The following is a 26,138-nucleotide window of genomic DNA, read 5'->3' on the forward strand; positions in this document are numbered from 1 at the left end:
GAAAGCATTGCTGCCCGAACACAGCAGGACCCCGCCAAGGGCGGGGTCCTGCTGTGTTCTCTGCGCGGGGATTCTGGTGCGCGGGGGTGCCTCGCCTGCTTAGTGGCGGCGGTCCTTGGCGCCGGCCTCGTCCGCGGCGTGATCGAGTTCCTCGTCGACGGCCGGAGAGGATGACGTACCGTCCACCGGTTCGCCCGACCGTGCGGCCGCCTTCTCGATGGCCTTGGAGCGGATCAGGCTGGCGATCACGGCGATGACGATGGTCGCGACGATCACGGCCAGGGACACGAAGGTCGGGATCTCGGGAGCCCACTCGATGTGCTCGCCGTTGTTGATGAACGGCAGCTCGTTGACGTGCATGGCATGGAGGACCAGCTTCACGCCGATGAAGGCGAGGATCACGGAGAGCGCGTGCTTCAGGTAGATGAGGCGTGTCATCAGCCCGCCGAGCAGGAAGTAGAGCTGGCGGAGGCCCATGAGCGCGAAGATGTTCGCCGTGAAGACGATGAACGCACTCTGGGTGAGGCCGAAGATGGCGGGGATGGAGTCCACGGCGAACAGCAGGTCGGTCAGGCCGATCGTCACGAAGACGATGAGCATGGGGGTGAAAAGCTTCTTGCCGTCGACGACGGTGCGGATCTTGTTGCCGTCGTAGGACTCGGACATCGGGAGCACGGACTTGAGCTTCGCGATGAGCTTGTTGTCTCCTGCGTGTTCCTCGTCCTCGCCGGAGTCGGTGGCCTGCTTGTAGGCGGTGTAGAGGAGGAACGCACCGAAGATGTAGAAGATCCAGCTGAAGTTCTCGATCACGGCAGCGCCCAGGGCGATGAAGATGCCGCGCAGGATCAGGGCGATGATGATGCCCACCATGAGCACTTCCTGCTGGTACTTCCTGGGTACCGAGAACCGCGCCATGATGATGATGAAGACGAACAGGTTGTCGATGCTCAGGCTGTACTCGGTGATCCAGCCGGCCACGAACTGGCCCCCGTACTCGGGTCCCGTGAAGACGAACATCAGTGCGGCGAACACGAGGGCGAGGCCCACGTAGAAGGCGACCCACAGGCCGGCTTCCTTCATGGAAGGCTCGTGCGGGCGCTTGACCACGAGCAGCAGATCGAACAACAGGATGATCCCGAGCACGACGAACGTGCCGATCTCGAACGCCAGGGGCAATGCGGGCATGGAGTACCTTCCGGAGGGTGCGGTCGATTGCCGTAAGTCTCTCCGCCGCGGCGTGCTGCCGACCGACCGCTACGTCCGGCAGGGCGACGATGCCTTACGTGTTGACGTCCATAGCGCTTGGGATACTCCCCTACGTACCGCCCATGGTACCCGGGCAGCGGGGAAGGCGGCGAATACGCACGTCACGGTGTGCATTCGCCGGCTTCCTTGACGGAACTCCCGCGTCGTCTCCTGCGGCTCTACCGCGCTCGGCTCAGGCGTGCCCCGCCGACTGCATCTGGCGCAGTTCCTTCTTCAGGTCGCCGACCTCGTCGCGCAGGCGCCCAGCCAGTTCGAACTGCAGCTCGGCCGCAGCAGCATGCATCTGGTCGGTGAGCTGCTGGATCAGGTCCGTGAGGTCCTCGGCAGGAACAGAGGCCAGCCCTTCGTGGCGGCCTGCGCCCTTCTTCGGTTTCCGGTTCTTGCCCGCCTCCTCGAGGAGGGCCCGCGTGTCGGCGTCCTCGCGGTTGATCGTGTCGGTGATGTCCGCGATCCGCTTCCGCAATGGAGTGGGGTCGATCCCGTGCTCGAGGTTGTGCGCGACCTGGATGGCCCTGCGCCGGTTCGTCTCGTCGATGGCGCGTTCCATGGAGTCCGTGATGCGGTCCGCGTACATGTGCACCTCCCCCGACACGTTACGGGCGGCACGCCCGATGGTCTGGATCAGGGAGGTGGTGCTCCTCAGGAAGCCCTCCTTGTCCGCGTCGAGAATGCTCACGAGCGATACCTCCGGAAGGTCCAGGCCTTCCCGGAGGAGGTTGATGCCGACCAGGACGTCGAACGTGCCCATCCGCAGTTCACGCAGGAGCTCCACCCGCCGCAGGGTATCGACGTCGGAGTGGAGGTACTCGACCTTGACGCCGTGCTCGAGGAGGTACCCGGTGAGGTCCTCGGCCATGCGCTTCGTGAGGGTGGTGACGAGCACGCGCTCGTTGACCTCCACGCGCTTGCGGATCTCACCGAGCAGGTCGTCGATCTGGCCCTTGGTCGGCTTGACGACCACCTCGGGATCGACGAGTCCGGTGGGACGGATGATCTGCTGGACGTAGCCGTCGGCCTTGCCGAGCTCGTACTTGCCCGGGGTGGCGGACAGGTACACCGTCTGGCCGATGCGCTCCAGGAACTCGTCCCACTTCAGCGGTCGGTTGTCCATGGCCGAGGGCAGCCGGAAACCGTGATCGACGAGGGTCCGCTTACGGGAGGAGTCGCCCTCGTACATGGCACCGATCTGCGGGATGGTCACGTGCGACTCGTCCACGACCAGGAGGAAGTCGTCCGGGAAGTAGTCGAGCAGGCAGTGGGGCGCCGACGCAGGGTCCCGGCCGTCGATGTGGCGCGAATAGTTCTCGATGCCGTTGCAGAAGCCCATCTGCTGCATCATCTCGAGGTCGTAGGTGACGCGCATGCGCAGGCGCTGCGCCTCGACGAGCTTGTTCTGGGACTCGAGTTCCGCGAGCCGCTGCTGCAGCTCGTCCTCGATGTCCTCGATCGCCCTCGTCATGCGGTCGGGCCCGGCCACGTAGTGCGAAGCGGGGAAGACGTACATCTCCTCCTCCTCGCGGATCACGTTGCCGGTCAGCGGATCGAGCGTGTAGATGTTCTCGACCTCGTCGCCGAAGAACTCGATCCGCAGCGCGTGCTCCTCGTACATCGGGATGATCTCGACCGTGTCACCGCGCACGCGGAAGGTGCCCCGGTGGAAGTCCATGTCGTTGCGCGTGTACTGCATGCCGACGAACTGCCGCAGCAACTCGTCCCTGTTCATCTGGTCACCCCGGCGCAGCGTGACCATCTTGTTGATGTACTCCTCGGGCGTCCCGAGGCCGTAGATGCAGGAGACGGTCGCGACCACGATGACGTCCCGGCGGGTCAGCAGCGCGTTCGTGGCCGAGTGCCGGAGGCGCTCGACCTCCTCGTTGATCGACGAGTCCTTCTCGATGAAGGTGTCCGTCTGCGGGACGTAGGCCTCGGGCTGGTAGTAGTCGTAGTAGGAGACGAAGTACTCGACGGCGTTGTTGGGCAGGAGCTCGCGGAACTCGTTGGCGAGCTGCGCTGCGAGGGTCTTGTTCTGCACCATGACCAGGGTGGGGCGCTGCACCTGCTCGATGAGCCAGGCCGTCGTCGCGCTCTTGCCGGTACCGGTGGCCCCGAGGAGGACGACGTCCTTCTCCCCCGCGTTGATGCGCTCGGCCAGTTCCTTGATCGCCGTGGGCTGGTCACCTGCCGGCTGGTACTCGCTGATGACTTCGAAAGGTGCCACGACACGCTTGATATCCTGCGCAAGACTCATGCGTTAACGGTAGTCCCTGGCTCTGACACTTCTCCGCGGATTTGCTGGCGGCTGAAAGGCGTCGTCCGCCCGGTCGCGCGGTTCAGGCCTCCGGGGCGGAGACGCTCACAGTCACCGTGACGTCGGTCGCCGGGTCGGCTCCGCGATGCACTGCCGGAGCCCCCGCGCCCGCCGCTCCGGCACGCGGGAACCCGGCCGCTGTGATGGCGTCGGAGACGGCGACCAGCTGCTCCGCCCGCTGGACCGTCACACGCACCCAGGCGGAGGCGACGTCGTCGTGTTCGGCAGGACCGGCAGGTGCGCTGTCGGCCTCGACGGAGGCCCCCGAACCCGCGGGAAGCGCCGCAGCGATCTTCGCCCGGACCCGGCGCGCCAGCCCGCTCGTCCCTGCGAGCCCCGCCGCCGTCGTCGGGACCCCTGCAGCCGCCCTGCCCGCCGCGAGGTTGTCACGGAACGGCAGGATGCGTTCGTGCCACAGCCCTTCCGTCGCCGCCAGGAGATCCTCCAGCGCGCCCTCGTTCACGAGGACTGCGTCCGCTTCGCGCAGCCGCTCGCTCCGGGACGCCTGGGCGGCGATGCGCTGTTCGGCGTCCCTGCGCTCCATGCCGCGCTGCCCGACCATCCGCTGGACCCGGAGGTCGTCCCGCGCGTCCACGACGACGACGAGATGGAAGCGCGCAGCCTGGCCGGTCTCGACCAGGAGCGGGATGTCCTCCAGCACGACGGCGTCGGCGGGCGCCGCGTCGATCAGTTCCGCCGCGCGGGCGCGTACCCGCGGATGGATGATGGCATTGAGCCGCGCGCGGGCCGTGTCGTCGCCGAAGATCAGACGACCCAGGGCGGGTCGGTCGAGTCCGCCTCCCGGCGCCAGGACCTGCGGCCCGAACGCGCCCACGACATCGTCGAGGCCCTCCGACCCCGGCTCCACCGCCTCGCGTGCCAGGAGGTCGGCATCCACGACGACGGCGCCGAGGCCGGCGAAGGAGTGGGCCACCACGGACTTGCCCGCGGCAATGCCCCCTGTCAGTCCTATGCGCAGCATGAGGTCAGACTAGCCGGATCTCCCCCGCCCGCTGTCAAGCGTCGGCCCCTGCGCGGAGGGAGAACGGGTATGTCGGCGTCCTTCAATACGCTAAGGGGACTTATCTTCTCGAGGAGCACCGTGACCATCACCCTGCAGGACCTTCAGGACACCGCCGCGTCCACCTTCGGCTGGGACGACCTGCGACCCGGCCAGGAGCGGGCCATGGAGGCGGTGCTCGAAGGGCACAGCGTCCTGTGCGTCATGCCGACCGGGTCCGGCAAGTCGGCGATCTACCAGGTGCCGGCCATGGCGCTTCCCGGCGTCGCCGTCGTGATCTCCCCCTTGATCGCCCTGCAGCACGACCAGGCGGACTCGATCAACGAGAGTGCCGGTCTTGCCCGGGCGCACGTCATCAATTCGGGCATCAGGAAGAGCGAGCTCGACGCCGCGTGGGAGGCCGCGGAGGACGGCGACGAATCGACGCGAGCGAAGTTCCTCTTCCTCGCCCCGGAGCAGGTCGCCCGCGACGACGTCGCCGCACGCCTGCGCTCTCTCGACGTCTCACTGGTCGTCGTCGACGAGGCGCACTGCGTGTCCTCGTGGGGGCACGACTTCCGGCCGGACTACCTGCAGCTCGGCCACCTCGTGCGCGAGCTCCGCGTGCCCGTGATAGCGCTCACGGCGACAGCCTCCCGCCCCGTGCAGAAGGAGATCGTCGAGAGGCTCCATCTGAAGGACCCGGTGGTCATGGCCATGGGCTTCGACCGCCCGAATATCTCCCTCGACGTCGTGCAGCATGTCGAGGGGGACGAGAAGCAGCGAGCCGTCCGCGACCAGGTTCTCGCGCTCGCCGGGCCGGGGCTCGTGTACGTCGCGACGAAGAAGGCGGCCGACACCTTGGCGGCAGAACTGCAGGAGCACGGAAGGAGAGCGGACGCCTATCACGCCGGCCGGCGGAAGAAGGAGCGCGAAGCGGTCCACGAGGGCTTCCTCGACGGCACGATCGACGTGGTCGTCGCGACGACGGCCTTCGGCATGGGCATCGACAAGCCCGACGTGCGTTTCGTCATCCATGCCGATATCTCGGATTCCCTGGACAGCTACTACCAGGAGATCGGGCGCGGCGGTCGTGACGGGCTCGACACGCAGGCCGTCCTGCACTACCGCCCGGAGGACCTGTCCCTGCGACGGTTCTTCGCTGCGAAGTCCGTGAATCGCAACCAGGTCCGGGACCTGTTCGTGCTCATCGCCGCCCAGGACAAGCCGGTGAAGATGAAGAAACTGAAGGAGCTGTCCGGCCTGTCTCCGCGCACATTGACCGGGCTCCTCAACCTGCTCGAGACCTCCGAAAGCATCGGCGACGGTGTGAAGGGCTACCGGGCTCGGAAGGTGTCCGCGGACGAGGCGGCGGCCAGGGCGGTGGAGCAGGCGGAGAACCGGGAGCGGATCGACCAGTCACGCGTGGAGATGGCCCGCCGCTACGCCGAGACGAAAGGGTGCCGCCGGCAGTTCCTGCTGTCCTACTTCGGTGAGGATCTGCCCGAGCCCTGCGGGAACTGCGACAACTGCACCCGGGAGGGAGCGGCCGCGGGTCCGGAGCCGGCAGAGGCGACGCCCGCTGCGGAGCACGACGTGCCCTTCGAGGTCGACGCGACGGTCGAGCACCCCGAGTGGGGTCGCGGGACCGTCATGGGCTATGAGGAGGGAATCATCACCGTTCTGTTCGACTCGGTCGGTTACAAGACCCTGTCGGTCGAGCTCGTGATGGAGAAGGACCTGCTGGCTGCCGTGCCGCCCGAAAGGTGAGGCGACACGGCAGCCGAGGACTAGCGCGGCTGGGCGGGATTGGTGGGGTCACCCTGCGACGGAGGGTTGATCGGCGGTCCGGAGGTCGCCGGGCTGACCGGGGAACCACCCGCGCTGCTGGTCACCTCAGGCGTGGACGTGCCGGCGCCCTCGGAGAGCTCGGCGCCGCCCTGCACTGCCTCCAGCCGTTGCTGGAGGACGAGCTTGATGGGGAGTCGATTCCCGTGCGCCTCCTCGTAGTCGATCAGCGCCCGCAGACCGCCCTCGTCGAGTCCCGTGATGCGGGTCGGGAGGGTTCCGAGCGGGATGTGGTCGTAGTCTGGCAGCGGCAGTGCGTCATGGCCTGATGATCCGGTCACGTCAACTCCTAGGCTCATTGGGAAGCGTGCTTAGTAATTCCAGCCTAGGCACGGGAGATGCCGACGGGCAAGCGGCTGTTGAGTGGTTCGGACAGTGGCGGAAGCGACCGGATGGCTGTTCCTACACCCTTCGGCGGCACGGTGGAACAGCGGATTTCGCCCGGGAATCCGTGTGTATCCTGATACTTTGTACTCAATTCGAACCTGTTGCCGAGGCTGGAACCGTGACTTCTCCGATGGAAGAACTGACTTTCGTCTTCGCCAGACTCAAGGGCCTCCTGCTCACGGAGGGGAAGGCCGGGCGGGCGGTCGAAGACCTCGCCGAGGCCGTGAAGAAGTCGATCCCCGGGTCCCTCGGAGCCGGGGTCTCCCTCATCGATGACCAGGGCCGACGGCGCAGCACCGGGTACACCGATGACGTCGTCGCTGCTGCCGACGAACTGCAGTACGAACTGGGCCAGGGACCCTGCCTCACCGCCTGGGCCGGCGAGACCACCATCCAGATCGACGACGTCCGGACCGACGAGCGCTGGCCGCTCTGGCGGAAGGCCGTGGCCGATCTCCCGCTGCGCGCCACCCTGAGCACCGCGCTCGTCCACGACGGCAGGAGCATCGGCGCCCTCAAGGTCTATTCACCGCTGCCGTCGGCGTTCTCGACGCAGGACCGCAAGCAGCTCGCACTCCTCGCCTCGCCGGCGGCCACGCTCCTCGGCAGCGCCCAGCCGGACAGCGCACCCGCGGCGGCGAGCAAGGCTCTGCAGGATGCACTCGGCACGCGTGACCTCGTCCACACGGCGCGTGGGATCCTGATGGAGCGCCACCGACTGGACGCCGACACGGCAATGCGGCGGATGTTGTCGGAAGCTGCGAGCGGCGGGGCGGACCTGCGGACGGTGGCCCTGTCCGTGGTCGACGGCACCGCCGGTAGCTCGCACTAAGGCGTGGCCCGTGGAGAACCATCCGGATCACGAATATCAGCGAATACACCTCCTTCGGGCGATCCGCCATGCCCAGATCGAAGCCAGTGAGCTGTGGCTGCACTACTTCGGCCTGGGTGGTGATGCCGGCGAGTACGAGGTGGAAGCGTACCTCCACGGCTCGTTCACCCTTCCTCCACTGCAGCGGGATCTCCTCGCCCACGCTGCCAACGAGCTGATCGACAGGCTGCCGCCACCGCCCCGTGCTCCTTACAGCACGGATCCCGCGAGCGGTGCCGGACAGCCCCGCAGTGGGGTGCCCCTCGCGCCCGGAGGGAGCGGTTCGGACAGTAGGGCCCTCGACTGGCTCTTCGACAACCCGCCGGGAGGATCAGAGCCGGACGCCAACGACGGCGGTCCCTCCAACCCCTGACCGGAGCGGGCGACCCGTGCACCTAGGATGGTGGAGGTGAGCCCGTTCAACCTCGACGACCTGCGGCGTCGGCCCGATGTGGAGGCGCCGGAACTGGTCGCCGTGGACGCAGCCGACCGCCTGCTCCTCGCCACGGTAGCAGACCGTCGCGATACCGCCGGCGGTATCGCAACCATCAACGACTCCTACGGAGCCCTGACGCTGGGGTCCGCGGGCCTGACCGGCGGAACCGGGATCCGGGCGTTCCAGGACGGCATCGTCAATGAGCGGGCCCTCGCCCTGAATGCCGCCGACCAGGGCATGGACGGCGCCTACCGATCCTGCCCCCTCGATGCGACCTTGCTCGATGGTGTCTCCACCGTCCTGCTGCGGCTCCCCCGGTCGCTGGACGAACTCGACGAGATCGCCTGGACCATCGCGGCCTACGGGCAGCCCGACGTGCAGGTCCTGGCAGGGGGCAGGCTCAAGCACATGTCGCTGTCCATGAATGCCGTGCTCGGCCGGTACTTCGACGATGTGACTGCCGGTCTGGCACGGCAGAAGTCACGTGTCCTCGTCGCGGCGGGCGTGCGCCCCGTCGACGGGCCCACGTTCCCGCGGAGCGCACGGTACGACGTCGGCCTCGGGCGGCCGCTCGAACTCCGGGCCTACGGCGCGACGTTCGGCGGTGCCGCGCTGGACCCCGGCACGCACCTGCTGCTCCCCCACCTCCGCGGACTGGCGTCCCCTGAGAGCGGCGAGGCCATCGATCTCGGATGCGGGAACGGCGCCATCTCCGCCTACCTCGCGCTGGCCCATCCGCACCTCCGGGTCCATGCCACCGACCAGTCGGCCTCCGCGATCGCTTCCACTGCGGCGACGGCGGCAGCGAACGGGGTGGCCGATCGGATCAGGGTGAGCCGGGACGACGCGCTGTCCGCGCTCCCCGACGCTTCCGCGGGCGCAATCGTCCTCAACCCGCCGTTCCACATCGGCAGCACCGTGCATGCCGGCATCGCCCACCGGCTCTTCGACGCCTGCGCGCGGGTCCTCGCGCCGGGCGGTGAGCTGTGGACGGTCTGGAACAGCCACCTGCGCTACCGGCCCGTTCTCGAGCGGACGATCGGGCCCACGGTCCAGCTCGCCCGCTCGCCCCGGTTCACGGTCACCCGTTCGACCCGCCGGTAGCGGGCCTGTGCCCGGAAGCCCGCGAGAGGACACATAAGACCGGTCGAGGCCCCTTCCAAGGGTCTTTTCTGTCCTCTCGGCGGCCTTCACGGCAGGTGGAGCCCGGTGGAGACAGGAATGCCCGCTTCCGATCGGTCGGAGGCGGGCATGTCGCGCCGGTCTGGAATGACGAGCTCGGCCACTGCGGTCGACGGCGGAATGGCAGAAGCATGGCCAGGCACGGTCGACAAGGCTGATCGCTAAGGGGGATTAACGGCAGAAGGCCCCCGTCCTGGTGGACGGGGGCCTTCTGTGGCGTCAGTCAGCCGGACGGGAAGCTTACGCTCCGGTCAGCTTCTCGCGCAGTGCTGCGAGTGCCTCGTCCGACGCAAGCGTGCCGGATCCGGTGTCAGCGGCGACGGGCTCCGAAGAGTAGCTCGTCGCGTTCGACTCGACAGGCTCGTTCGCTGCAGCGGCGTCGTCGGACGCGTGCTGGACGACCTGCTTCTTGTGGGACTCCCAGCGGGACTGGGCCTCAGCGTACTGAGCCTCCCAGGCGGCGCGCTGGGTCTCGTAGCCCTCGAGCCATTCGTTCGACTCGGGGTCGAAGCCCTCGGGGTACTTGTAGTTGCCCTCTTCGTCGTACTCGGCGGCCATGCCGTAGAGCGCGGGATCGAATTCGGTGCTGTCGGCGTCGACACCCTCGTTGGCCTGCTTGAGGCTGAGGGAGATGCGGCGGCGCTCGAGATCGATGTCGATGACCTTGACGAAGAGCTCGTCACCCACGGAGACAACCTGCTCGGCCAGTTCGACGTGGCGGACAGCGAGCTCCGAGATGTGCACGAGGCCTTCGATGCCGTCCTCGACGCGGACGAACGCGCCGAAGGGAACGAGCTTCGTGACCTTGCCGGGAACAACCTGGCCGAGTGCGTGCGTACGGGCGAAGGTCTGCCAGGGGTCTTCCTGCGTAGCCTTGAGCGACAGGGAGACACGCTCGCGGTCCAGATCGACCTCGAGGACCTCGACGGTGACTTCCTGACCGACCTCGACAACCTCGGAGGGGTGGTCGATGTGCTTCCAGGACAGCTCGGAGACGTGGACGAGGCCGTCGACGCCGCCGAGGTCCACGAACGCACCGAAGTTGACGATCGAGGAGACGACGCCCGGACGGACCTGGCCCTTCTCGAGCTTGTTGAGGAACGTGGAACGGACCTCGGACTGGGTCTGCTCGAGCCATGCACGACGCGACAGAACGACGTTGTTGCGGTTCTTGTCGAGCTCGATGATCTTCGCTTCGATCTGCTGGCCGATGTACGGAGCCAGGTCACGGACGCGACGCATCTCGACGAGGGACGCGGGCAGGAAGCCGCGCAGGCCGATGTCCAGGATGAGGCCACCCTTGACGACCTCGATGACGGTACCGGTGACGACGCCGTCTTCTTCCTTGACCTTCTCGATGTCGCCCCAGGCACGCTCGTACTGAGCGCGCTTCTTGGAGAGGATCAGACGGCCTTCTTTGTCTTCCTTGGTGAGAACCAGAGCCTCGACCTGATCGCCCACGGAGACGACGTCTCCGGGATCGACGTCGTGCTTGATGGAAAGCTCGCGGGAAGGAATGACACCCTCGGTCTTGTAACCGATGTCGAGCAGGACCTCGTCGCGGTCGACCTTGACGACCGTACCCTCGACGAGATCTCCGTCGTTGAAGTACTTGATGGTGGCGTCGATCGCTGCGAGGAAGTCCTCAGCGGTGCCGATGTCGTTGATCGCGACTACGGGGGCACCTTGCTTCTCGGTGGTGGTGATGGTCATGTAGTTGGGGCTCCGTTGTGGATGATTACTTGCTCCGGTCATGGCGGACACCGCGATTCCAGCTGGGCCGGGAGCGGGTTCCAATGTCCGGATGTGGACGAAATGGAAAGAACCTCGGAAGATTCAGGAGTGGTACCGCGCACTGGGGCTGCCGGCTTACACCGGAATCCACCAGAACGCACTACGCGCCTGTCTAGTCTAGCCTCGGGGTCCAACACCGTCAAAGCCGGGCGGGGAGGACCCGCGGCGCGATGCGGCGGGCCCACGACCCCTGGGTGCCGCCGTCGTGCGTCCTAGAAATGCGTGATGCAGTACGGCTCCTCGGATCGACCGAACAGCGTGTCGAGGAGCTCGACGGCGTCGTCGGCGACGGCGTCGAGGGCGCCGGCCGCCGCGAGGGCGGAGGCCGACACTCCCCCGAGGTACAGCGAACTGAGCGCGTTGATGGTGAGGGTGGCGTCAGGTGCCGCCGCAGCCTCGACGTGCTCCACCTGCGCTACACCGTCGACGACGGTCAGGATGTAGGAGCCGCCCGCGAGCCCGAGCGTGTCCACGACCTCCAGGACGATCGTTCCGCTTCCACGGTACGAACGGCTTCCGAGCGCGGTCGGCACGTCGAGCAGGCGGACCCAGAGGACGTCCTCGGTTCCCTTCACGTCATAGCAGCGCCGGTCCCGCAGCGCCCAGGGCAGCGGGTCGTCGCGCCGCGCTCCGTCCCACGTGATGAGCTGGACGAGGTCGAGCGATCCCAGGTACCGCCACAGCTCGAGGTAGGCGGAGGGAGTGGCTGCGACGAGGTCCACGATCTTCATCGTGTAGGGCGTCGTCTCCCAGCCGGCGAACCGGTAGGACACGTACCCCATGGGCGTTCCCGCAGCGTCGTAGTGCACGGCCATCCGCACGGTCCGGTCCTCGATTGGCCGCTCCCTGCCCCACTCGCCGGACGCGCGGCGTGGGTACGCGTACTGCCGCGCCACGGACCCGAAGGTCGCCTCCTGGAAACGCGCGAAGATCTGTTCGGCGAGGCGCACCGAATGTTCTTTCGCGACGAGCGTCGTCGTGCCCGTCCTCGGGGCCACCACCTCGAAGCGCTCCCGGACGTCGACCTCGACGCTCTGGGTGAAGGTGGCGCAGCCGAAGCCGAACCGCCCGTAGATCGTAGCCTCCGACGCGGTCAGGATGGCCAGTGGGCGACCCTGCTCCTTCGCCTCACGCAGATCCCTGGTCATCATGGAGCGCAGGATGCCGTTGCGCCGGTGGCTGGACCGCACCGTGACGGCCGTGATCTGGTGGGCGTCGATCTGGCCCGCACCGACGTTCAGCGGGTGCACCATGGTGCCGTAGGTGGCCACCGGATGGTCGGCACCGAGTGCTTCGGCGGGCTGCGCCGGGTCGTGCACGCCCCACAGTACCCGCTGGTCCTCGCGGTACGCAGTCAGGAACCGCGGGATGTCCTCGGGGTCGAAGGTCCCGTCGTGGAACCCGATCCCCTCGGCGTTGAGCCACTTCGCGAAGCGGCCGTCTGCTGTGTCACCCTCGTCGGCGCCGGGGGTGAAGATCTCGGTGTGCAGGTGGGGTTTGGTGTCGTCGCTCACACCTCACCACCCTAGCCGGGAGCGTCCGGCGCCGACCAGAGGTGTGTCCGCTGGGGGCGGACCCGGCCCTGGTTCCTAGTGCGCGGCGTCGTGCCAGCTCGCTCCTGTACCCACCGAGACGTCGAGCGGCACCGAGAGCTCGGCTGCAGCGCCCATCTGCTCCCGGACCAGTGCCTCGACCTCCTCGGACTCCCCTTCCGCGATTTCGAGGACGAGTTCGTCGTGCACCTGGAGGAGCATCCGCGATGCCAGTCCGCGCCGCGTCAGGGCGTCGTCGACGCCGAGCATCGCCTTCTTGATGATGTCCGCTGCAGAACCCTGAATGGGTGCGTTGAGGGCGGCACGCTCGGCCATCTCGCGGAGCTGCCGGTTGTCGCTGGACAGGTCGGGCAGGTAGCGGCGTCGCCCCTCGATGGTGGAGGTGAAGCCGTCCTTGCGGGCCTGCTCCACGATGCCGCGGAGGTAGTCGCGTACGGCGCCGAAGCGCTCGAAGTAGTCGCGCATCAGCGTCCGTGCCTCGTCCACCGATATGTTGAGCTGCTTGGAGAGCCCGAACGAGCTCAGCCCGTAGACCAAGCCGTAGGACATGGCCTTGACCTTGGAGCGCATGGCACTGGTGACTTCCTCGGGTGCGACGCCGAAGATGTGCGAGCCGACGAAACGGTGGAGGTCCTCGCCCTCCTGGAATGCCGAGATGAGGCCTTCGTCGCCCGACAGGTGCGCCATGATGCGCATCTCGATCTGCGAGTAGTCGGCCGTCATCAGGCTCTCGAACTTCTCGCCGTTCCTACCCTGCCCGACGACGAACACTTCGCGGATCCGGCGGCCCTCGTCGGAACGGACAGGGATGTTCTGCAGGTTCGGGTTCGTCGAGGAGAGCCGGCCGGTCGCCGCGATGGTCTGCAGGTACGTGGTGTGGATCCGGCCGTCGTCGTCGACTGCCTTGCGGAGTCCCTCGACCGTCTGGCGAAGCTTCAGGGCATCCCGGTAGGCGAGAAGCTGCTCGAGGAAAGGGTGACCCGTCTTGGCGATCAGGTCGGTCAGGGCGTCGGCGTCGGTGGAATAGCCGGTCTTGATCTTCTTGGTCCTGGGCAGCTCGAGCTCGTCGAAGAGAACGGTCTGCAGCTGCTTGGGCGAGCCGAGATTGATCTCCTTGCCGATGATCCGGTACGCCTCGGCTCCGGCAGCGCTGATCGTCTTCGAGAAGTCGTCGAAGAGCCGGTCGAGCCCGTCGACGGAGACGGCCACGCCGGTGAGTTCCATGCGGGCGAGCACTTCCGCGAGCGGGAGCTCCAGCCCACCGAGCAGCTGGTTGGCTCCGCGCTCGACGAGCTGGCCGGCGAAGTGCTCGCTGAGACGCAGCGCGGCATAGGCGGCGACCACGGCCGGCGATGCGACATCGTTGCCGCCGAGGTCGAGGGCCTGCTGGCCCGAGGAGTCGTTGGCCGACGCCGTGATGGACAGGCGCAGATGGTACTGGGCGAGGTCGGCGAGATCGTAGCTGCGCCGGTCGGGCTGGATGAGGTAGCCGGAGAGGGCCGTATCGTCGATCTCCCCCGCCAGCATCAAGCCGCGGGCGGACAGCAGCTTGAAGACGGCCTTGAAGTCGTGGACGATCTTCGGCGCGTCCGTGTCGGACAGCCAGTCCCCCAGCACCTTCTCGGCCTCGGCGTCGAGCTGCTCGAGCGGTATGAAGGCCGCGTGCAGGCTGGTGACGACGGCGATCCCGACGACGTCGGTTGCCCCCGCCGTCGTCTCGGTCGCCAGTGCCACGGAGGCCTGCGCCTGGTTCGTTGTGTTGAACCACTCCCTCAGCCCGGCGGCGTCGTCGAGCAGCACGTGCGCGGGGGCACTCTGCTCATCATTCTCGTCCTCGGTCTCCTCCTCCCCGAAGAGGTCGAACAACCGCTTGCGCAGCGTATTGAACTGCAGGGAGTCGAACAGGTCCTCGACGGCGGACCGGTCCGGGTGCTGGGAGACCATGGCGTCGAGGTTCACGGGGAGGTCCAGATCGGTGAGCAGCCGGTTCAGCCGCCGGTTCCGCTTCACATCGTCGATGTTGGCGCGCAACGAATCCCCGACCTTGCCGCCGATCTTGTCGAGGTTCTCGAGGATCCCCTCGAGGCCCCCGTACTGCTTGATCCACTTCGCCGCGGTCTTCGGGCCGACGCCGGGTACCCCCGGCAGGTTGTCGGCGCTCTCCCCCACCAGCGCTGCGAGGTCCGAGTACTGGTGCGGCGGGACGAAGTACTTCTCCTCGATGGCCTGCGCGTCCATCTGCGGGATGTTGGTCACGCCCTGCTTCGGGTAAAGCACCGTCACGCGATCGTTGACGAGCTGGAAGGCGTCACGGTCCCCGCTCACCACCTGCACGTCCCAGTCGGCCTCGGCTGCCTGGTAGGCGAGCGTGGCCAGGATGTCGTCGGCCTCGTAACCGTCCAGGGAGATGGTCGGGATGCGCATCGCCTCCATGACCTTGATGATCAGGTCGACCTGCCCATGGAACTCCTCGGGCGTCTTGGAGCGCCCGCCCTTGTACTCCGTGTATTCCTCGGAGCGGAAGGTGGGGGTGTCGAGGTCGAAGGCGACCGCCACATGGCTCGGCTTCTGGTCCTTGATGAGGTTGATGAGCATCGCGGTGAACCCGTAGACCGCGTTAGTGTGCTGACCGGTGTCGGTGGAGAAGTTCTCGGGCGGAAGCGCATAGAAGGCGCGGAACGCCATCGAGTGTCCATCGATGACCAGGAGCCTGTTGCGTGAGCCGTCGCTGCGCCGGGCCGGCTCCTGCCCGCCGGCCGGGGCCTCCGACCCTTCCGGGGAACTCTCGGCGGGCGGGGTCATGGTCAGGGTGGCAGCAGGTTTGGTTGTTTCACTCACAGGTGCCAGCCTAGTTGCCATGACAGACAACCGCACCCAGCCCGACGCCGTCCAGGCACCGTCCGAAGAGCGGTTGGCCGAGCTCATCGCCGCCGGAATCCCCGCTGAGATGCACGGTTGGCTGGGCCGCTACGGGGTGGGGGCCCTGACCGTCAAGATGGGCATCGTCTTCTCCGAGATGAGCGCCGAACGCATGGTCGCGACCATGCCCGTCGAGGGCAACCAGCAGGTCGCCGGCATCCTGCACGGCGGAGCGCACGTGGTCCTGGCGGAGACGCTCGGCTCCTTCGCGGCAGGACTCCATGCGGGTCCGGGACGGCAGGCGGTCGGAATCGAGGTGGGGGCGACGCATCACCGCAGCACCTCCTCGGGCCTCGTCACCGGCACCGCGACGGCGATCCACCTCGGCCGGACCCTGACCACCCACGAAGTGGTCATGACGGACGAGCAGGGGCGGCGGCTCTCCACCGCCCGCATCACGAACATGATCCGGGACGCCCGCGACTGACTGATTACTCCAGGGCACCTCCTCCAACGGTTGCAGCGCGTTCCCATGTTCCGTCCAGCGACCGCCCAGCGGCCACCCGGATACTGACGGTGGCGCTGCACCACGGCGCGCACCAGCGGGGATCTGTCTTTCCCCCGCGGGTGGAACAGCGTCTGCACGAGGGGATCCATGAGCCTGGACCGGCACGACGGCGGAGCGGCGGCAGTCCCCGAGGCGCAGGCCACAGAGACCACCCAGGCCACCCGGGCAACGGCCCTCCGGTCGTTCCCCGTCTCGTTGGCGCGGCGGGCGCCCGTGGCGCTGGCCGGCCTCGCGGCCCTGTGGTTTCTTGCGCTGGCGACAGGGTCATCGCCGGATGGCCCGCCGGCCGGACTCGCACCGCTGGTGCTGTTCGATCCCGACACGGTCGCACAGAATCCCCTCGCATTCGTCCTGTCCCTGGCCTGGGCGCCAAGCCCACTGGCCTATGCCGGCGCGACGGCGGCACTCCTCGGCCCTGGCATCCTGGCCGAAGGCAGGCTGGGGTCCCGCCGTTTCGCCGCCGCCGTCGTGGTGACCCATCTCGCAGCACTCGCGGGGGCCACTGTCCTCGGTGCTGCCGTGGCGCCCCTCTTCCCGCGATGGGCCGAGGACTTCGGCGCAACCTCCCTGGGCGGACCCGCGTTCGGAGTGCTGGGAGCGACCCTGGCCGCGACCGCCGGCATGGGTCCCCTCTGGCGCCGTCGTCTTCGGATCCTCGGGGTGCTCGTCCCACTGACCCTCGTCCTCTACAACGGCGCACTCCTGTCCGTCGCGCTGCTCGTCGCCGCCCTGGCCGGGCTCGCCGCGGGACCCTCACTCCTCCGCCATCGGATGCGCCGACGTGCCGCGCCCTCCATCCGGGAGTCCCGCGTCCTCGTCGCGTTGGTGTGCGCTGCCGCAGCCGTCGGCCCTGCTCTGGCCGCTCTGTCTCCCCACGCGACGGGACCCTTCGCCGTCCTCGGCGTCCTCTTCACCTCCGTCGAGGGCGTGACCCCCGACGCCGTGCGGGCGGCCTGTGGGCCCCGAAGCGCGGTGCACCGCTGCGCCGAAGCGCAGCTGCAGGCCCGCGCGGGCCTCGGTGGGATCACGATGTCGTGCCTGCCGACGGTGCTCCTGCTCGTCCTCGCGGACGGCCTGCGGCGGGGCCGCCGCCTCGCCTGGGCGGGGACGATCGTGGTGCAGGCCGGACTGGCGCTCCTGTCCGTCCACACGTTCCTGACGTTCCTGCACCACGGGGCGGACGGCGAACTCGCCCCGCTCCTTCAGGGCGCGCCTCCGGAGCGGATCATCGCGGACCTGGTGGTGCCCGCCCTGCAGCCCGTCGCAATCGTCCTGCTCCTCGTCGTCGGACGGAGGCTCTTCACGCTTCGGGCGGCCCCCGGCACGTACCGGACGATCAGCGTCCGCGCCGTCCTTGCACTGGTCCTCGCTGCCGCACTCTACGTCGGCATCGGACTCGCCGTCGCCGGCCAGTTCAGCCCCGTGGCGACACTGCCCGTCCTCCTCGCCGACTTCCCCCAGCGTCTCCTGCCTGTCGCTGCCACGCTGCGCATCTACCCCGCCTTCCTGCCCTCGGACAGCGCAGCCGTCATCCTCTACGAATGGATCGGCATCGCCTTCTGGACCGTGGTCGCGGTGCTGCTCCTCCGCTCGTTCCGATCCGTCCAGCGCACGGCGGACGACGCCGATCGCGAGCGCGCGCGTGCAATCGCCAGGATGCACGGCAGGGGTTCCATGACGTGGATGGGCCTGTGGCCGGGCAACTCCTACTGGTTCGACGGGACGTCCTACATGCCCTACCGGGTGATATCCGGTGTTGCGCTCACCCTCGCCGGGCCCGTAGGCCCCCGCGCCGACCGGGACCGAGCGTTGCGGGGGTTCTGCGGGTACTGCCATGCCCAGGGCTGGACTCCCTGCTTCTACTCGGTGACCGGCCCGGTCGCGGAGGCACTCGAGGTCGTGGGTTTTCGACGCCTTCAGGTGGCCGAGGAGACGGTGCTCGACCTCGGCAACCTCGCCTTCACGGGCAGGAAGTTCCAGGACATCCGTACCGCACTCAACCAGGCGCGGAGGGTCGGCGTGCACAGCGAATGGGTGGACACCCGAAGGACACCGCTCGTGATCCTGGACCAGATCCGCAGCATCTCGGAGGAGTGGGTGGCGGACAGATCCCTACCCGAGATGGGCTTCACCCTTGGCGGTATCGACGAACTGCGCGACCCGGCGGTCCGCTGTTCGGTCATCCTCGACGACGACCGGACCGTCCACGCGGTCGCGTCCTGGCTGCCCATCCACGAGAACGGTCGGGTGACGGGATGGACCCTCGACTTCATGCGGCGCCGCGGCTCCGGTTTCAAGCACAGCATCGAAGTGCTCATCGCGCAGGCCGCACTGGACCTGCAGGCCGAGGGATATGCGGAACTGAGCCTGTCCGGTGCTCCCCTGGCCCGGTCAGGCATCCGAACCGGCACGGACGGGTCCGACGACGCCCTCGACCGCGTCCTCGGCCTGGTCGGGCGGGCGCTCGAACCGGTATACGGGTTCCGATCCCTCTTCGCGTTCAAGTCGAAGTTCGGACCCCGGTACGTGCCGCTCTATTTGTGCTACGAGGACTCGGCCACCCTGCCGTCGATCGGACAGGCTGTCGCCAGGGCCTACGCCCCCGACGTCCGCGCTGTCGATGTCTGGCGGCTCCTCACGGCAGCACGCCGATGAATCCCCTCGACTGGGACCTGATCGACGGGCCGGCCCCGGCACTGTTCGCGGTCGTGGGCGGCATCGCCCTGCTTTGGCTAGTGGCCGGACGCCGCCGGTTCCTCGTCCGGGCGGTCCTTCCGGCGCTCGCCATCGGAGCTGTCGGCGGATTGGTCGTGTGGTTCGTCACCGAAAAGGTCCTGAACAGCTGGGGCGCACCACAGCCGGCGTGGTTCTACCTGCTCGGCGGGCTCGGCATCGCGGGCGTCGTCCTCGCCGTCGCGAAGGTCCGGGCCTCCCCGCGCTGGTGGCAGCGATGCCTTGCCGTCGTCGCACCGATCGTGGTCCTCGCCGCAGTGGCAGCGGGTGTCAACGCGTACTACGGCTCGTATCCGACGCTGGGGGCAGCGACGGGCGGAAGCGCCGTCCCGGACCTCGGGGCCGTTCGAACTCCCGCGGACGCGGAGGCCGGCCCCCTGAGCACCCTCGCCGACTGGACCCCTCCGGCCGACATGCCCGCCACGGGAAAGGTGTACCGGACGACGATCCCCGGCACCGTGTCGGGCGTGAAAGCCGGGCCCGCGTACGTCTACCTTCCGCCGGCCTACCTGTCCGCCACTCCGGCCTCCGTTCCCGTGCTGGTGCTGATCCACGGCGACCCGGGAGGACCGGAGGACTGGATCACGGGCGGGCAGCTGCCGACGGTGATGGATTCCTATGCCGCCGCCCACAAGGGCCTCGCACCGATCGTCGTGCTGCCCGATGCGACGGCGAGCACCGGACCGACGCCGTCCCTGTGCCTGGACAGCAACTACGGCCGGGCGGGCACCTACCTCTCCACGGACGTTCCGAACTGGGTGAAGGACACGCTGAAGGCCGGCACCGATGCGAAGACGGATTGGGCCATCGGCGGGTTCTCCTACGGAGGCACCTGCTCGCTGACCCTCGCGACGGGGCATCCTGATGCCTACCCGACGTTCCTGGACATCTCGGGGGAGGACAAGCCGACCATCGGGGCGGGCCAGGACGCGCTGATCGCCGGCTACTTCTCGGGAGACGCCACCGCCTTCGCCGCGCAGAATCCCCTCGATGTGATCACCACCCGCACCCTGGCCGGCACGGCAGGTGTCATCACCGTGGGAGCGGATGACACCTTCTACCGGCCGCAGGGCGAGAAGGTCGCCGCAGCAATGAAGCAGGCGAAGGTCGACGTACGGCTGCAGACCGTACCCGGCGGCCACACCTGGGAGGCGTGGAAGGCGGGGCTGCAGGACAACCTGGACTGGCTCATGCAGCGCTACGGCGTCGTGCCCGGGTAGGAACCCGGGCACCGAATGCAAGCCCCTTCCGCTCGCCGCCGGCGGTTGCCGCGCTCTCGTCGGCCTGCCTACCGTGAATTGTCGACGGCGAGAACGCCGCCCGATCCACGGCACCAGTGAACGGAACCCTCATGGCCGACAAGAAAATGAAGACCATCGCCGCCGTTCTCGCCGCCAGCGCCCTCTTCGTCGGCGGTTGCGACCTCGGCAACAAGGACAGCGACAATACCGGCACCGATACCGGCAATTACGACGACAACAACGGTATCGACACCGACCTCGGTGACGACAGTCGCGGTAACGACCTCGAAGACGCGCCGGACGGAGGGAACGACAAGTGACGGGTCGCGGTTCCGTTCTCGCCCGGGCGGCACTGCGCGGCGCGGCCGCGGGTCTGGTAGGGACGGCCGCCATGACCGTCGGCGAACTCGTGGAGCAACGCATCACGGGGCGTCCGGACTCACACATCCCCGCACGGACCCTCCGGATCCTGGTCGGCCGGCCCACCAGCAATGCTGTCCACTACCCGGTGTGGAACCACACGATGCACTGGGCCACCGGCGCCACCCTCGGCGCCCTCCGGGGGATCTGGTCCGTCACGGGCATCCGGGGCCCCTCAGCCACGGCCGCCCATACCGTCGTCCGCCTCGCCTTCGACCAGACGCTGGAGAACGCGACCGGCGCCGGGGCGGCGCCCTCCCTGTGGCCGACGGGTGAGAAGGTCATCGACTACCTGCACAAGGGTGTCTTCGCCGTGGTGACGGGTCTGGCGTCCGACGCCGTGAACCAGCCCGTGCTGGTCAGCAGGGCCGGGGCAAGGAGCCACTGAGCAGCACGAGGCACCGAGCCCCTCCGATAAAACTCCGATAAAACCGATCCGTAGGGAAAGCGGAGCCCTGGACGGGGACGTCAGACGCCCGCCGCCGCCATCCCTTCCTGGATGTGCCGGCGCAGCTCAGCCGGGCGGAAGGGCTTGCGCAGGTAGCGGTTTGCGCCGGCCTCGAACCCGCGCTTCTCGTCGGACGGTGCCGCCCGTGCCGTCAGCATCACGATGAAGGTGGTCGAGAACCTGCGGATCCTCTCCGCGACCTCGAAGCCGTCGATGTCCGGCAGCCCGACGTCGAGCGTGACGACGTCCGGCATGAGCCGGCGCACCATCTCCACGCCCGCGAGTCCCGCAGGGGCGGTATGGACGAGGAAGCCCGATCCTGTCAGCACGGTGTGCAGCAGATCGCGGACGTCATCGTCGTCCTCGATGACCACCGCTGTGCGGGAGGGCTCCTTGATCGGCATAGCTCGAAGCTTACTCTGCGGCACTGCCGAAGCGGAGGCGACAATGGCTTGTGAGGTCACAGTCCACGAGGCAGTAACCTACGACTCCGGGTTGGCGGTCGCCTCCACGGGCTCGCCGCCCCCGGCCGGCTGGACCGTCACCGTCCGCACCGTGTCGGGCACCTCGGGGAACGCTCCGATCATCAGCAGTTCGCTCGTCTCCCCGGGGATAGCTCCCCCGCTGTACTGCCCCACCAGGTCGGCGACTTCCGGCGAGGATTCACCGCTGTTCGCTGCTGCCCCCCACTCCCCGATCACCGTCGATGCGGGGCGGAACTGCAGGTCCTGGCCTTCAGGGGTGGACACCGTCACCGTGTCGAGGTCGATCGTCGCTCCTCCGTCCGGATTCTGGACGGTCACCAGCACGTAGCTCACCGGGTCCTGGCCCAGTTGCCCGCGCAGCGCCTCGACATCCTCCGGCGCCTCGGCGGGAAGGACGACGTCGCCCTGGGCCTGGTCGATCCGGAAGGAGAACGTGCCGCTGGCGGCATCGGCCAGGCCCTCGACCGACGGGGCCTCCGAGGGTGTCGACGCCGGCGCGCTCGTCTCGGCAGGATCGGGTGTGGGGCCGGCAGGCTCCTCATCGGTGGCAGGGTTGCCACCGCATCCGGTCAGGAGGATCAGCAGGAGGGTCGATGACAGCAGGGTGTTCTTCATGGGTCTCCCAGCGGCCGGGCGCTGGGGCCGGCACGGCTCAGGCCCGGCTCGACGCCGGGGCGCGGCAACGTTTCATTCCTGTTCTACCAGCGCACTCCCGGGCGCGCCCGGACGGGGCGCTGCGGAACGCCCGTTGACAGGGCGGATCAGTCGCGGTTACGGGCCCGGCTCGGCTGCACACGCTTGGGCTCGCCCGGCATCTTTGGGAAGTCGGGCGGGAAAGGGAGCTCGCCCAGCCCGGCCTCGACGTCGCGGTCCCACCAGCCGCGGAGGACGTCGATGCTTCCCCGCTCTGCGTGAAGGTCCTCCCACGGGTCGCCGATCGTCCGGAGGCGCTCCGGCACGGTCGTGATGGTGAAGGAGGCAGGGTCGACGCCGGTCAGCTCGTCCCAGGTCAGGGGGCAGGACACGGAGGCGTGCGGGAGCGCCCGCGGGCTGTAGGCCCCGGCCATCGTGCGGTCCCGGTTCGCCTGGTTGTAGTCCACGAAGATGCGGGCGCCGCGCTCCTCCTTCCACCACGCCGTCGTCACGCGGTCCGGCATCCGCCGCTCCAGTTCACGTGCGGCGGCGATCACGGCCCGGCGGACCTCGAGGAACTCGTGCACCGGTTCGATCGGCGCGAACACATGGAGGCCGCGGTTGCCGGACGTCTTCACGAAGCAGGTCAGGCCCGCCTCACCGAGGACGGCACGGAGTTCACGGGCCGCCGCCACGACGTCGGGGAATGTGGTGCCCGGCTGCGGGTCGAGGTCGATCCGCAGCTCGTCCGGCAGGTCGGGGGCGTCCGCGCGCGATGCCCACGGGTGGAAGACGACCGTGTTCATCTGGGCCGCCCAGACAGCCGACGCCGGTTCGTCCAGGACCAGCTGGGGGTGCGAGCGGCCGCTGGGATAGACGACGGTCACGCTCCGCACGTAGTCGGGCGCGCCCTTGGGCGGATTCTTGCTGAAGAAGTACTCGCCGTCCACGTCGCCGCCGAACCGCTGGAGGGAGACCGGACGCCCGCCGTTCGCCCGCAGGAAGGCGGGCGCGACCTCGACGAGGTAGCGAGCGAGGTCCAGCTTCGTCAGCCCCACTTGCGGCCAGAGCACCCGTGACGGGCTGGACAGGCGGACCGGACGCACGCCGTCCGGACCGTCGACATCGAGGATCATCGCTTCGCTGGCCATGGGCTCAATCTACCCCCGGCGCCTTCGAGGAGGACCCTCCCTGCTCCTGGTCGTGCGACGCTGGGTACATGGATCTCGAGGTGACACCCGCACTCACGATTCCCGCGTCGGAACTGGGCTGGCGGTTCTCGCGTTCGTCCGGGCCGGGCGGCCAGCACGTCAACACCTCGGACAGCCGCGCAGACCTCTTGTGGGATGTCGCGCGCTCGGCGGCGCTCTCGGACAGCCAGCGCACGATGCTGCTCACGCGTCTCGGGCCCCGTCTGGTTTCCGGGGTGATCACCGTGACGGCCTCGGAGCGGCGCTCACAGTTGCGCAATCGCGAGATCGCCCTGGCCAAGCTCGCCGAGCAGGTGGCGGAGGCCCTCGCGCCCGAACCGGCCGCCCGCCGGGCGACCCGACCCACCCGGGGCTCCGTCCGCCGGCGACTGGCTGCCAAGGAACACCGGTCAGCCACGAAACGCCAGCGACAGCGGCCCGCTGCGGAGTAGTGATGCCCCGGCCGGACCCTGCTGAAGACTGGTGCCCGAAGTGGGACTCGAACCCACACACCTCTCGATACTGCATTTTGAGTGCAGCGCGTCTGCCAATTCCGCCATTCGGGCCGTAGCCGCACCTGCCCAGGGATGACTTCCTCGGGGCCCGGTGCGCGAATCCACTCTACATGCCGATAGGCTGTTTCCGGGAACGGGAGCATGGCTCCGCGGGCCCATCGGAACGCCATCGTCATCAAGGAGCAACAGTGTCTGAACCCACCGAATCCACGCCCGCCGGACCCGCACGCCGGGTCATCGTGGCCGAGGACGAGACGCTCATCCGGCTCGACATCATCGAGATCCTGCGTGGGGAAGGCTACGAGGTCGTGGCGGAGGCCGACAACGGCGAGAAGGCCGTCGCCCTCGCCCAGGAGCACAAGCCGGACCTCGTGCTCATGGACGTGAAGATGCCCGTCATGGACGGCATCACGGCGGCGGAACAGATCGTCAAGGCCCGTATCGCGCCTGTCGTCCTGCTCACCGCTTTCAGCCAGAAGGAACTCATCGACCGTGCGCGTGACGCCGGTGCCATGGCCTACGTGGTCAAGCCCTTCACCCCGGCCGACCTCATCCCCGCCATCGAGATCGCCATGTCGCGCTACGAGGAGATCAAGGCGCTCGAAGCCGAGGTGTCCGACCTGCAGGAGCAGTTCGCCACCCGCAAGCTGGTCGAGCGTGCGAAGAGCCTGCTGACCACGAAGATGGGCCTCACCGAACCGGAGGCCTTCCGCTGGATCCAGAAGACGTCCATGGACCGTCGCCTCAGCATGCGCGAGGTCGCCGAGACGATCATCAACCAGGTCAACTGACGCCAGTTCCCGGACGACACCGCTGGAGCGGCAGACGCGACGACGGCGGCCGAAGCAGAGAAGACCCCCACCCGATCGGGTGGGGGTCTTCTGTTGCCCGGAAGCGGTCAGGCTACTTCTTCTTGAGGGGCCAGGGGCCGACGCCTTCCTTGATGTAGGACGTGTGGCCGTCGGGCAGCTGCCCGGCATCCGTGATGTCACCGACGCGGTGCACCTTGAGCGAGTTGGTGGAGCCCGCCTGTCCGGGAGGGGACCCGGCGGCGATGACGACGAGGTCGTCGACCTCGACGAGGCCCTGCTCGAAGAGGACCCGGTCCACCTGGGCCGTCATCTGGTCCGTGTGCTCCACGAACTCGACGAGCTTCGGCTGGATACCCCAGATGAGGGACATGGTGTTCAGGGTCGACTGCACGGGGGTGAAGGCGAACACCGGCTTCTTCGGGCGGAGGCGTGAGAGGCGTCGGGCGGAATCCCCGGACTGCGTGAACGTGCAGATGTACTTGGCGTCGAGCTGGTCGGAGATCTCGACGGCGGCACGCGTGATGGCGCCGCCTCGGGTCTTCGGCCTGCTGCCCAGCGGCGGAACGCGCTCGAGGCCGTGGCGCTCGGTGGATTCGATGATGTCCGCCATGGTGCGGACCGTCTCGATCGGGTACTTACCGACGCTCGTCTCGCCGGACAGCATGACGGCATCTGCGCCGTCGAGCACGGCGTTGGCGCAGTCGGAGGCCTCGGCGCGCGTGGGGCGCGGGTTGTCGATCATGGATTCGAGCACCTGCGTGGCGACGATGACCGGCTTCGCCCAGCGGCGTGCCAGTTCGACGGCCCGCTTCTGGACGATGGGTACGTCCTGCAGCGGCAGCTCGACGCCGAGGTCGCCTCGCGCCACCATGATGGCGTCGAAGGCGTCGATGATCTCCTCGAGGGCGTCCACGGCCTGTGGCTTCTCGATCTTCGCGATGACCGGGACCCGGCGTCCCTCCTCGTCCATGATCTCGTGGACGCGCTTCACGTCTCCGGCGTCGCGCACGAAGGACAGGGCGACCATGTCGACGCCGATCTGGAGGGCCCAGCGGAGGTCCTCCTCGTCCTTGTCGCTGAGCGCGGGGACGTTGACGGCGACGCCGGGCAGGTTGATGCCCTTGTTGTTCGACACCATGCCGCCGACGACCACCTCGGTGGTGACCGACACGTCGTCGACAGCGGTCGCGCGGAGCGCGACCTTGCCGTCGTCGATGAGGAGCATGTCTCCGACGTTGACGTCCTGCGGCAGTCCCTTGAAGGTGGTGGACGAGATGTCCTGGGTGCCCTGGATGTCCTCGACGGTGATGGTGAAGACGTCGCCCGGCGACAGGGCGTGGGGGCCGTCGGCGAAGCGGCCGAGGCGGATCTTGGGACCCTGCAGGTCGGCGAAGATGCCGACGGGCTTGCCGAGTTCCGCTGACGCACGGCGGACGTTCTCGTAGGTGGTGCTGTGCACGTCGTAGTCGCCATGGCTCATGTTCATCCGGGCTACGTCGACGCCCGCCTCGAGCACGGCGAGGGTGTTCTCATAGCTGGCGATTGCGGGGCCGAATGTTGCAACGATTTTTGCGCGTCTCATGAACCTA

General features: G+C 68.1%; 22 protein-coding genes and 1 tRNA gene. 11 read left to right on the forward strand and 12 right to left on the reverse strand.

The window, feature by feature from the left end; genetic code table 11:
* Positions 1–99: 99 nt before the first annotated feature.
* From P5G52_RS12720 to coaE, 3 genes are all read right to left on the reverse strand, one after another.
* The gene (locus P5G52_RS12720; RefSeq protein WP_301227891.1) at positions 100–1,185 is read right to left on the reverse strand and encodes a TerC family protein; all 1,086 of its coding nucleotides are present in this window, start codon (positions 1,183–1,185) and stop codon (positions 100–102) included.
* Between the two features lie 253 nt (positions 1,186–1,438).
* Positions 1,439–3,514, reverse strand: a complete 2,076-nt coding sequence (uvrB, locus tag P5G52_RS12725) for an excinuclease ABC subunit UvrB (protein WP_301227893.1) — start codon at positions 3,512–3,514, stop codon at positions 1,439–1,441.
* 82 nt (positions 3,515–3,596) lie between these two features.
* Positions 3,597–4,556, reverse strand: coding sequence for a dephospho-CoA kinase (gene coaE / locus P5G52_RS12730; protein ID WP_301227895.1), 960 nt, complete (start codon positions 4,554–4,556; stop codon positions 3,597–3,599).
* A 120-nt stretch (positions 4,557–4,676) separates the two neighbouring features.
* Between coaE and P5G52_RS12735 the strand changes: the two genes are divergently transcribed.
* The gene (locus P5G52_RS12735) at positions 4,677–6,344 is read left to right on the forward strand and encodes a RecQ family ATP-dependent DNA helicase (protein ID WP_301227897.1); all 1,668 of its coding nucleotides are present in this window, start codon (positions 4,677–4,679) and stop codon (positions 6,342–6,344) included.
* Between the two features lie 20 nt (positions 6,345–6,364).
* Here the strand turns inward: P5G52_RS12735 and P5G52_RS12740 are convergent, their stop codons facing one another.
* On the reverse strand, positions 6,365–6,703 hold the full coding sequence (locus P5G52_RS12740) for a DUF8129 domain-containing protein (protein WP_301227899.1): 339 nt from the start codon (positions 6,701–6,703) through the stop codon (positions 6,365–6,367).
* A gap of 236 nt (positions 6,704–6,939) precedes the next feature.
* Here P5G52_RS12740 and P5G52_RS12745 point away from each other — a divergent pair, with 236 nt between their 5' ends.
* From P5G52_RS12745 to P5G52_RS12755, 3 genes are read left to right on the forward strand one after another with little or no spacing between them, the layout of a single operon-like run.
* Complete coding sequence (locus tag P5G52_RS12745) at positions 6,940–7,641, forward strand: GAF and ANTAR domain-containing protein (RefSeq protein WP_301227901.1); 702 nt, start codon at positions 6,940–6,942, stop codon at positions 7,639–7,641.
* Between the two features lie 10 nt (positions 7,642–7,651).
* Positions 7,652–8,053, forward strand: a complete 402-nt coding sequence (locus P5G52_RS12750; RefSeq protein WP_435868675.1) for a hypothetical protein — start codon at positions 7,652–7,654, stop codon at positions 8,051–8,053.
* Positions 8,054–8,080: 27 nt separating this feature from the next.
* The gene (locus tag P5G52_RS12755) at positions 8,081–9,220 is read left to right on the forward strand and encodes a class I SAM-dependent methyltransferase (protein ID WP_301227903.1); all 1,140 of its coding nucleotides are present in this window, start codon (positions 8,081–8,083) and stop codon (positions 9,218–9,220) included.
* A gap of 318 nt (positions 9,221–9,538) precedes the next feature.
* Here the strand turns inward: P5G52_RS12755 and rpsA are convergent, their stop codons facing one another.
* The 3 genes from rpsA to polA all read right to left on the reverse strand — a co-directional run bounded on the left by rpsA (position 9,539) and on the right by polA (position 15,483).
* Positions 9,539–11,011 carry a 30S ribosomal protein S1 gene (gene rpsA, locus P5G52_RS12760; RefSeq protein WP_104117334.1) on the reverse strand — a complete coding sequence of 491 codons (1,473 nt, stop codon included), beginning with the start codon at positions 11,009–11,011 and terminating at the stop codon, positions 9,539–9,541.
* A gap of 293 nt (positions 11,012–11,304) precedes the next feature.
* On the reverse strand, positions 11,305–12,606 hold the full coding sequence (locus tag P5G52_RS12765; protein WP_301227906.1) for a GNAT family N-acetyltransferase: 1,302 nt from the start codon (positions 12,604–12,606) through the stop codon (positions 11,305–11,307).
* A gap of 75 nt (positions 12,607–12,681) precedes the next feature.
* The gene (gene polA, locus P5G52_RS12770) at positions 12,682–15,483 is read right to left on the reverse strand and encodes a DNA polymerase I (RefSeq protein ID WP_435868676.1); all 2,802 of its coding nucleotides are present in this window, start codon (positions 15,481–15,483) and stop codon (positions 12,682–12,684) included.
* Positions 15,484–15,502: 19 nt separating this feature from the next.
* On the opposite strand from polA, the gene P5G52_RS12775 reads away from it, so the two are divergent.
* From P5G52_RS12775 to P5G52_RS12795, 5 genes are all read left to right on the forward strand, one after another.
* Positions 15,503–15,991 carry a hotdog fold thioesterase gene (locus P5G52_RS12775; protein ID WP_087073296.1) on the forward strand — a complete coding sequence of 163 codons (489 nt, stop codon included), beginning with the start codon at positions 15,503–15,505 and terminating at the stop codon, positions 15,989–15,991.
* Between the two features lie 168 nt (positions 15,992–16,159).
* On the forward strand, positions 16,160–18,727 hold the full coding sequence (locus P5G52_RS12780) for a bifunctional lysylphosphatidylglycerol flippase/synthetase MprF (RefSeq protein WP_301227910.1): 2,568 nt from the start codon (positions 16,160–16,162) through the stop codon (positions 18,725–18,727).
* Entirely contained in the window at positions 18,724–20,025 is a 1,302-nt protein-coding gene (locus P5G52_RS12785) for an alpha/beta hydrolase (RefSeq protein WP_301227912.1), read from the forward strand. The genes P5G52_RS12780 and P5G52_RS12785 overlap by 4 nt, the downstream gene beginning before the upstream one ends.
* A 131-nt stretch (positions 20,026–20,156) precedes the next feature.
* The gene (locus P5G52_RS12790) at positions 20,157–20,366 is read left to right on the forward strand and encodes a hypothetical protein (protein ID WP_301227914.1); all 210 of its coding nucleotides are present in this window, start codon (positions 20,157–20,159) and stop codon (positions 20,364–20,366) included.
* A complete protein-coding gene (locus tag P5G52_RS12795) occupies positions 20,363–20,854 on the forward strand; it encodes a hypothetical protein (RefSeq protein ID WP_301227916.1) in 492 nt (163 codons plus the stop codon). Before P5G52_RS12790 ends, P5G52_RS12795 begins: the two co-directional genes overlap by 4 nt.
* Positions 20,855–20,934: 80 nt before the next feature.
* Here the strand turns inward: P5G52_RS12795 and P5G52_RS12800 are convergent, their stop codons facing one another.
* From P5G52_RS12800 to ligD, 3 genes are all read right to left on the reverse strand, one after another.
* Complete coding sequence (locus tag P5G52_RS12800) at positions 20,935–21,318, reverse strand: response regulator transcription factor (protein ID WP_301227918.1); 384 nt, start codon at positions 21,316–21,318, stop codon at positions 20,935–20,937.
* Between the two features lie 78 nt (positions 21,319–21,396).
* A complete protein-coding gene (locus P5G52_RS12805; protein WP_301227920.1) occupies positions 21,397–22,014 on the reverse strand; it encodes a hypothetical protein in 618 nt (205 codons plus the stop codon).
* Positions 22,015–22,160: 146 nt separating this feature from the next.
* Positions 22,161–23,183, reverse strand: a complete 1,023-nt coding sequence (gene ligD, locus P5G52_RS12810; protein ID WP_301227922.1) for a non-homologous end-joining DNA ligase — start codon at positions 23,181–23,183, stop codon at positions 22,161–22,163.
* Between the two features lie 68 nt (positions 23,184–23,251).
* Between ligD and arfB the strand changes: the two genes are divergently transcribed.
* Positions 23,252–23,674, forward strand: coding sequence for an alternative ribosome rescue aminoacyl-tRNA hydrolase ArfB (gene arfB / locus P5G52_RS12815; protein WP_301227924.1), 423 nt, complete (start codon positions 23,252–23,254; stop codon positions 23,672–23,674).
* A gap of 29 nt (positions 23,675–23,703) precedes the next feature.
* On the opposite strand, the gene P5G52_RS12820 is transcribed toward arfB, so the two are convergent.
* Positions 23,704–23,788 (reverse strand) — tRNA-Leu (locus tag P5G52_RS12820).
* 137 nt (positions 23,789–23,925) lie between these two features.
* On the opposite strand from P5G52_RS12820, the gene P5G52_RS12825 reads away from it, so the two are divergent.
* On the forward strand, positions 23,926–24,528 hold the full coding sequence (locus tag P5G52_RS12825) for an ANTAR domain-containing response regulator (protein ID WP_087073309.1): 603 nt from the start codon (positions 23,926–23,928) through the stop codon (positions 24,526–24,528).
* Between the two features lie 112 nt (positions 24,529–24,640).
* On the opposite strand, the gene pyk is transcribed toward P5G52_RS12825, so the two are convergent.
* On the reverse strand, positions 24,641–26,131 hold the full coding sequence (gene pyk / locus P5G52_RS12830) for a pyruvate kinase (RefSeq protein WP_301227926.1): 1,491 nt from the start codon (positions 26,129–26,131) through the stop codon (positions 24,641–24,643).
* Between the last annotated feature and the right edge of the window lie 7 nt (positions 26,132–26,138).

The organism is Arthrobacter burdickii (assembly GCF_030433645.1).
Classification (GTDB): Bacteria; Actinomycetota; Actinomycetes; order Actinomycetales; family Micrococcaceae; genus Arthrobacter_D; species Arthrobacter_D burdickii.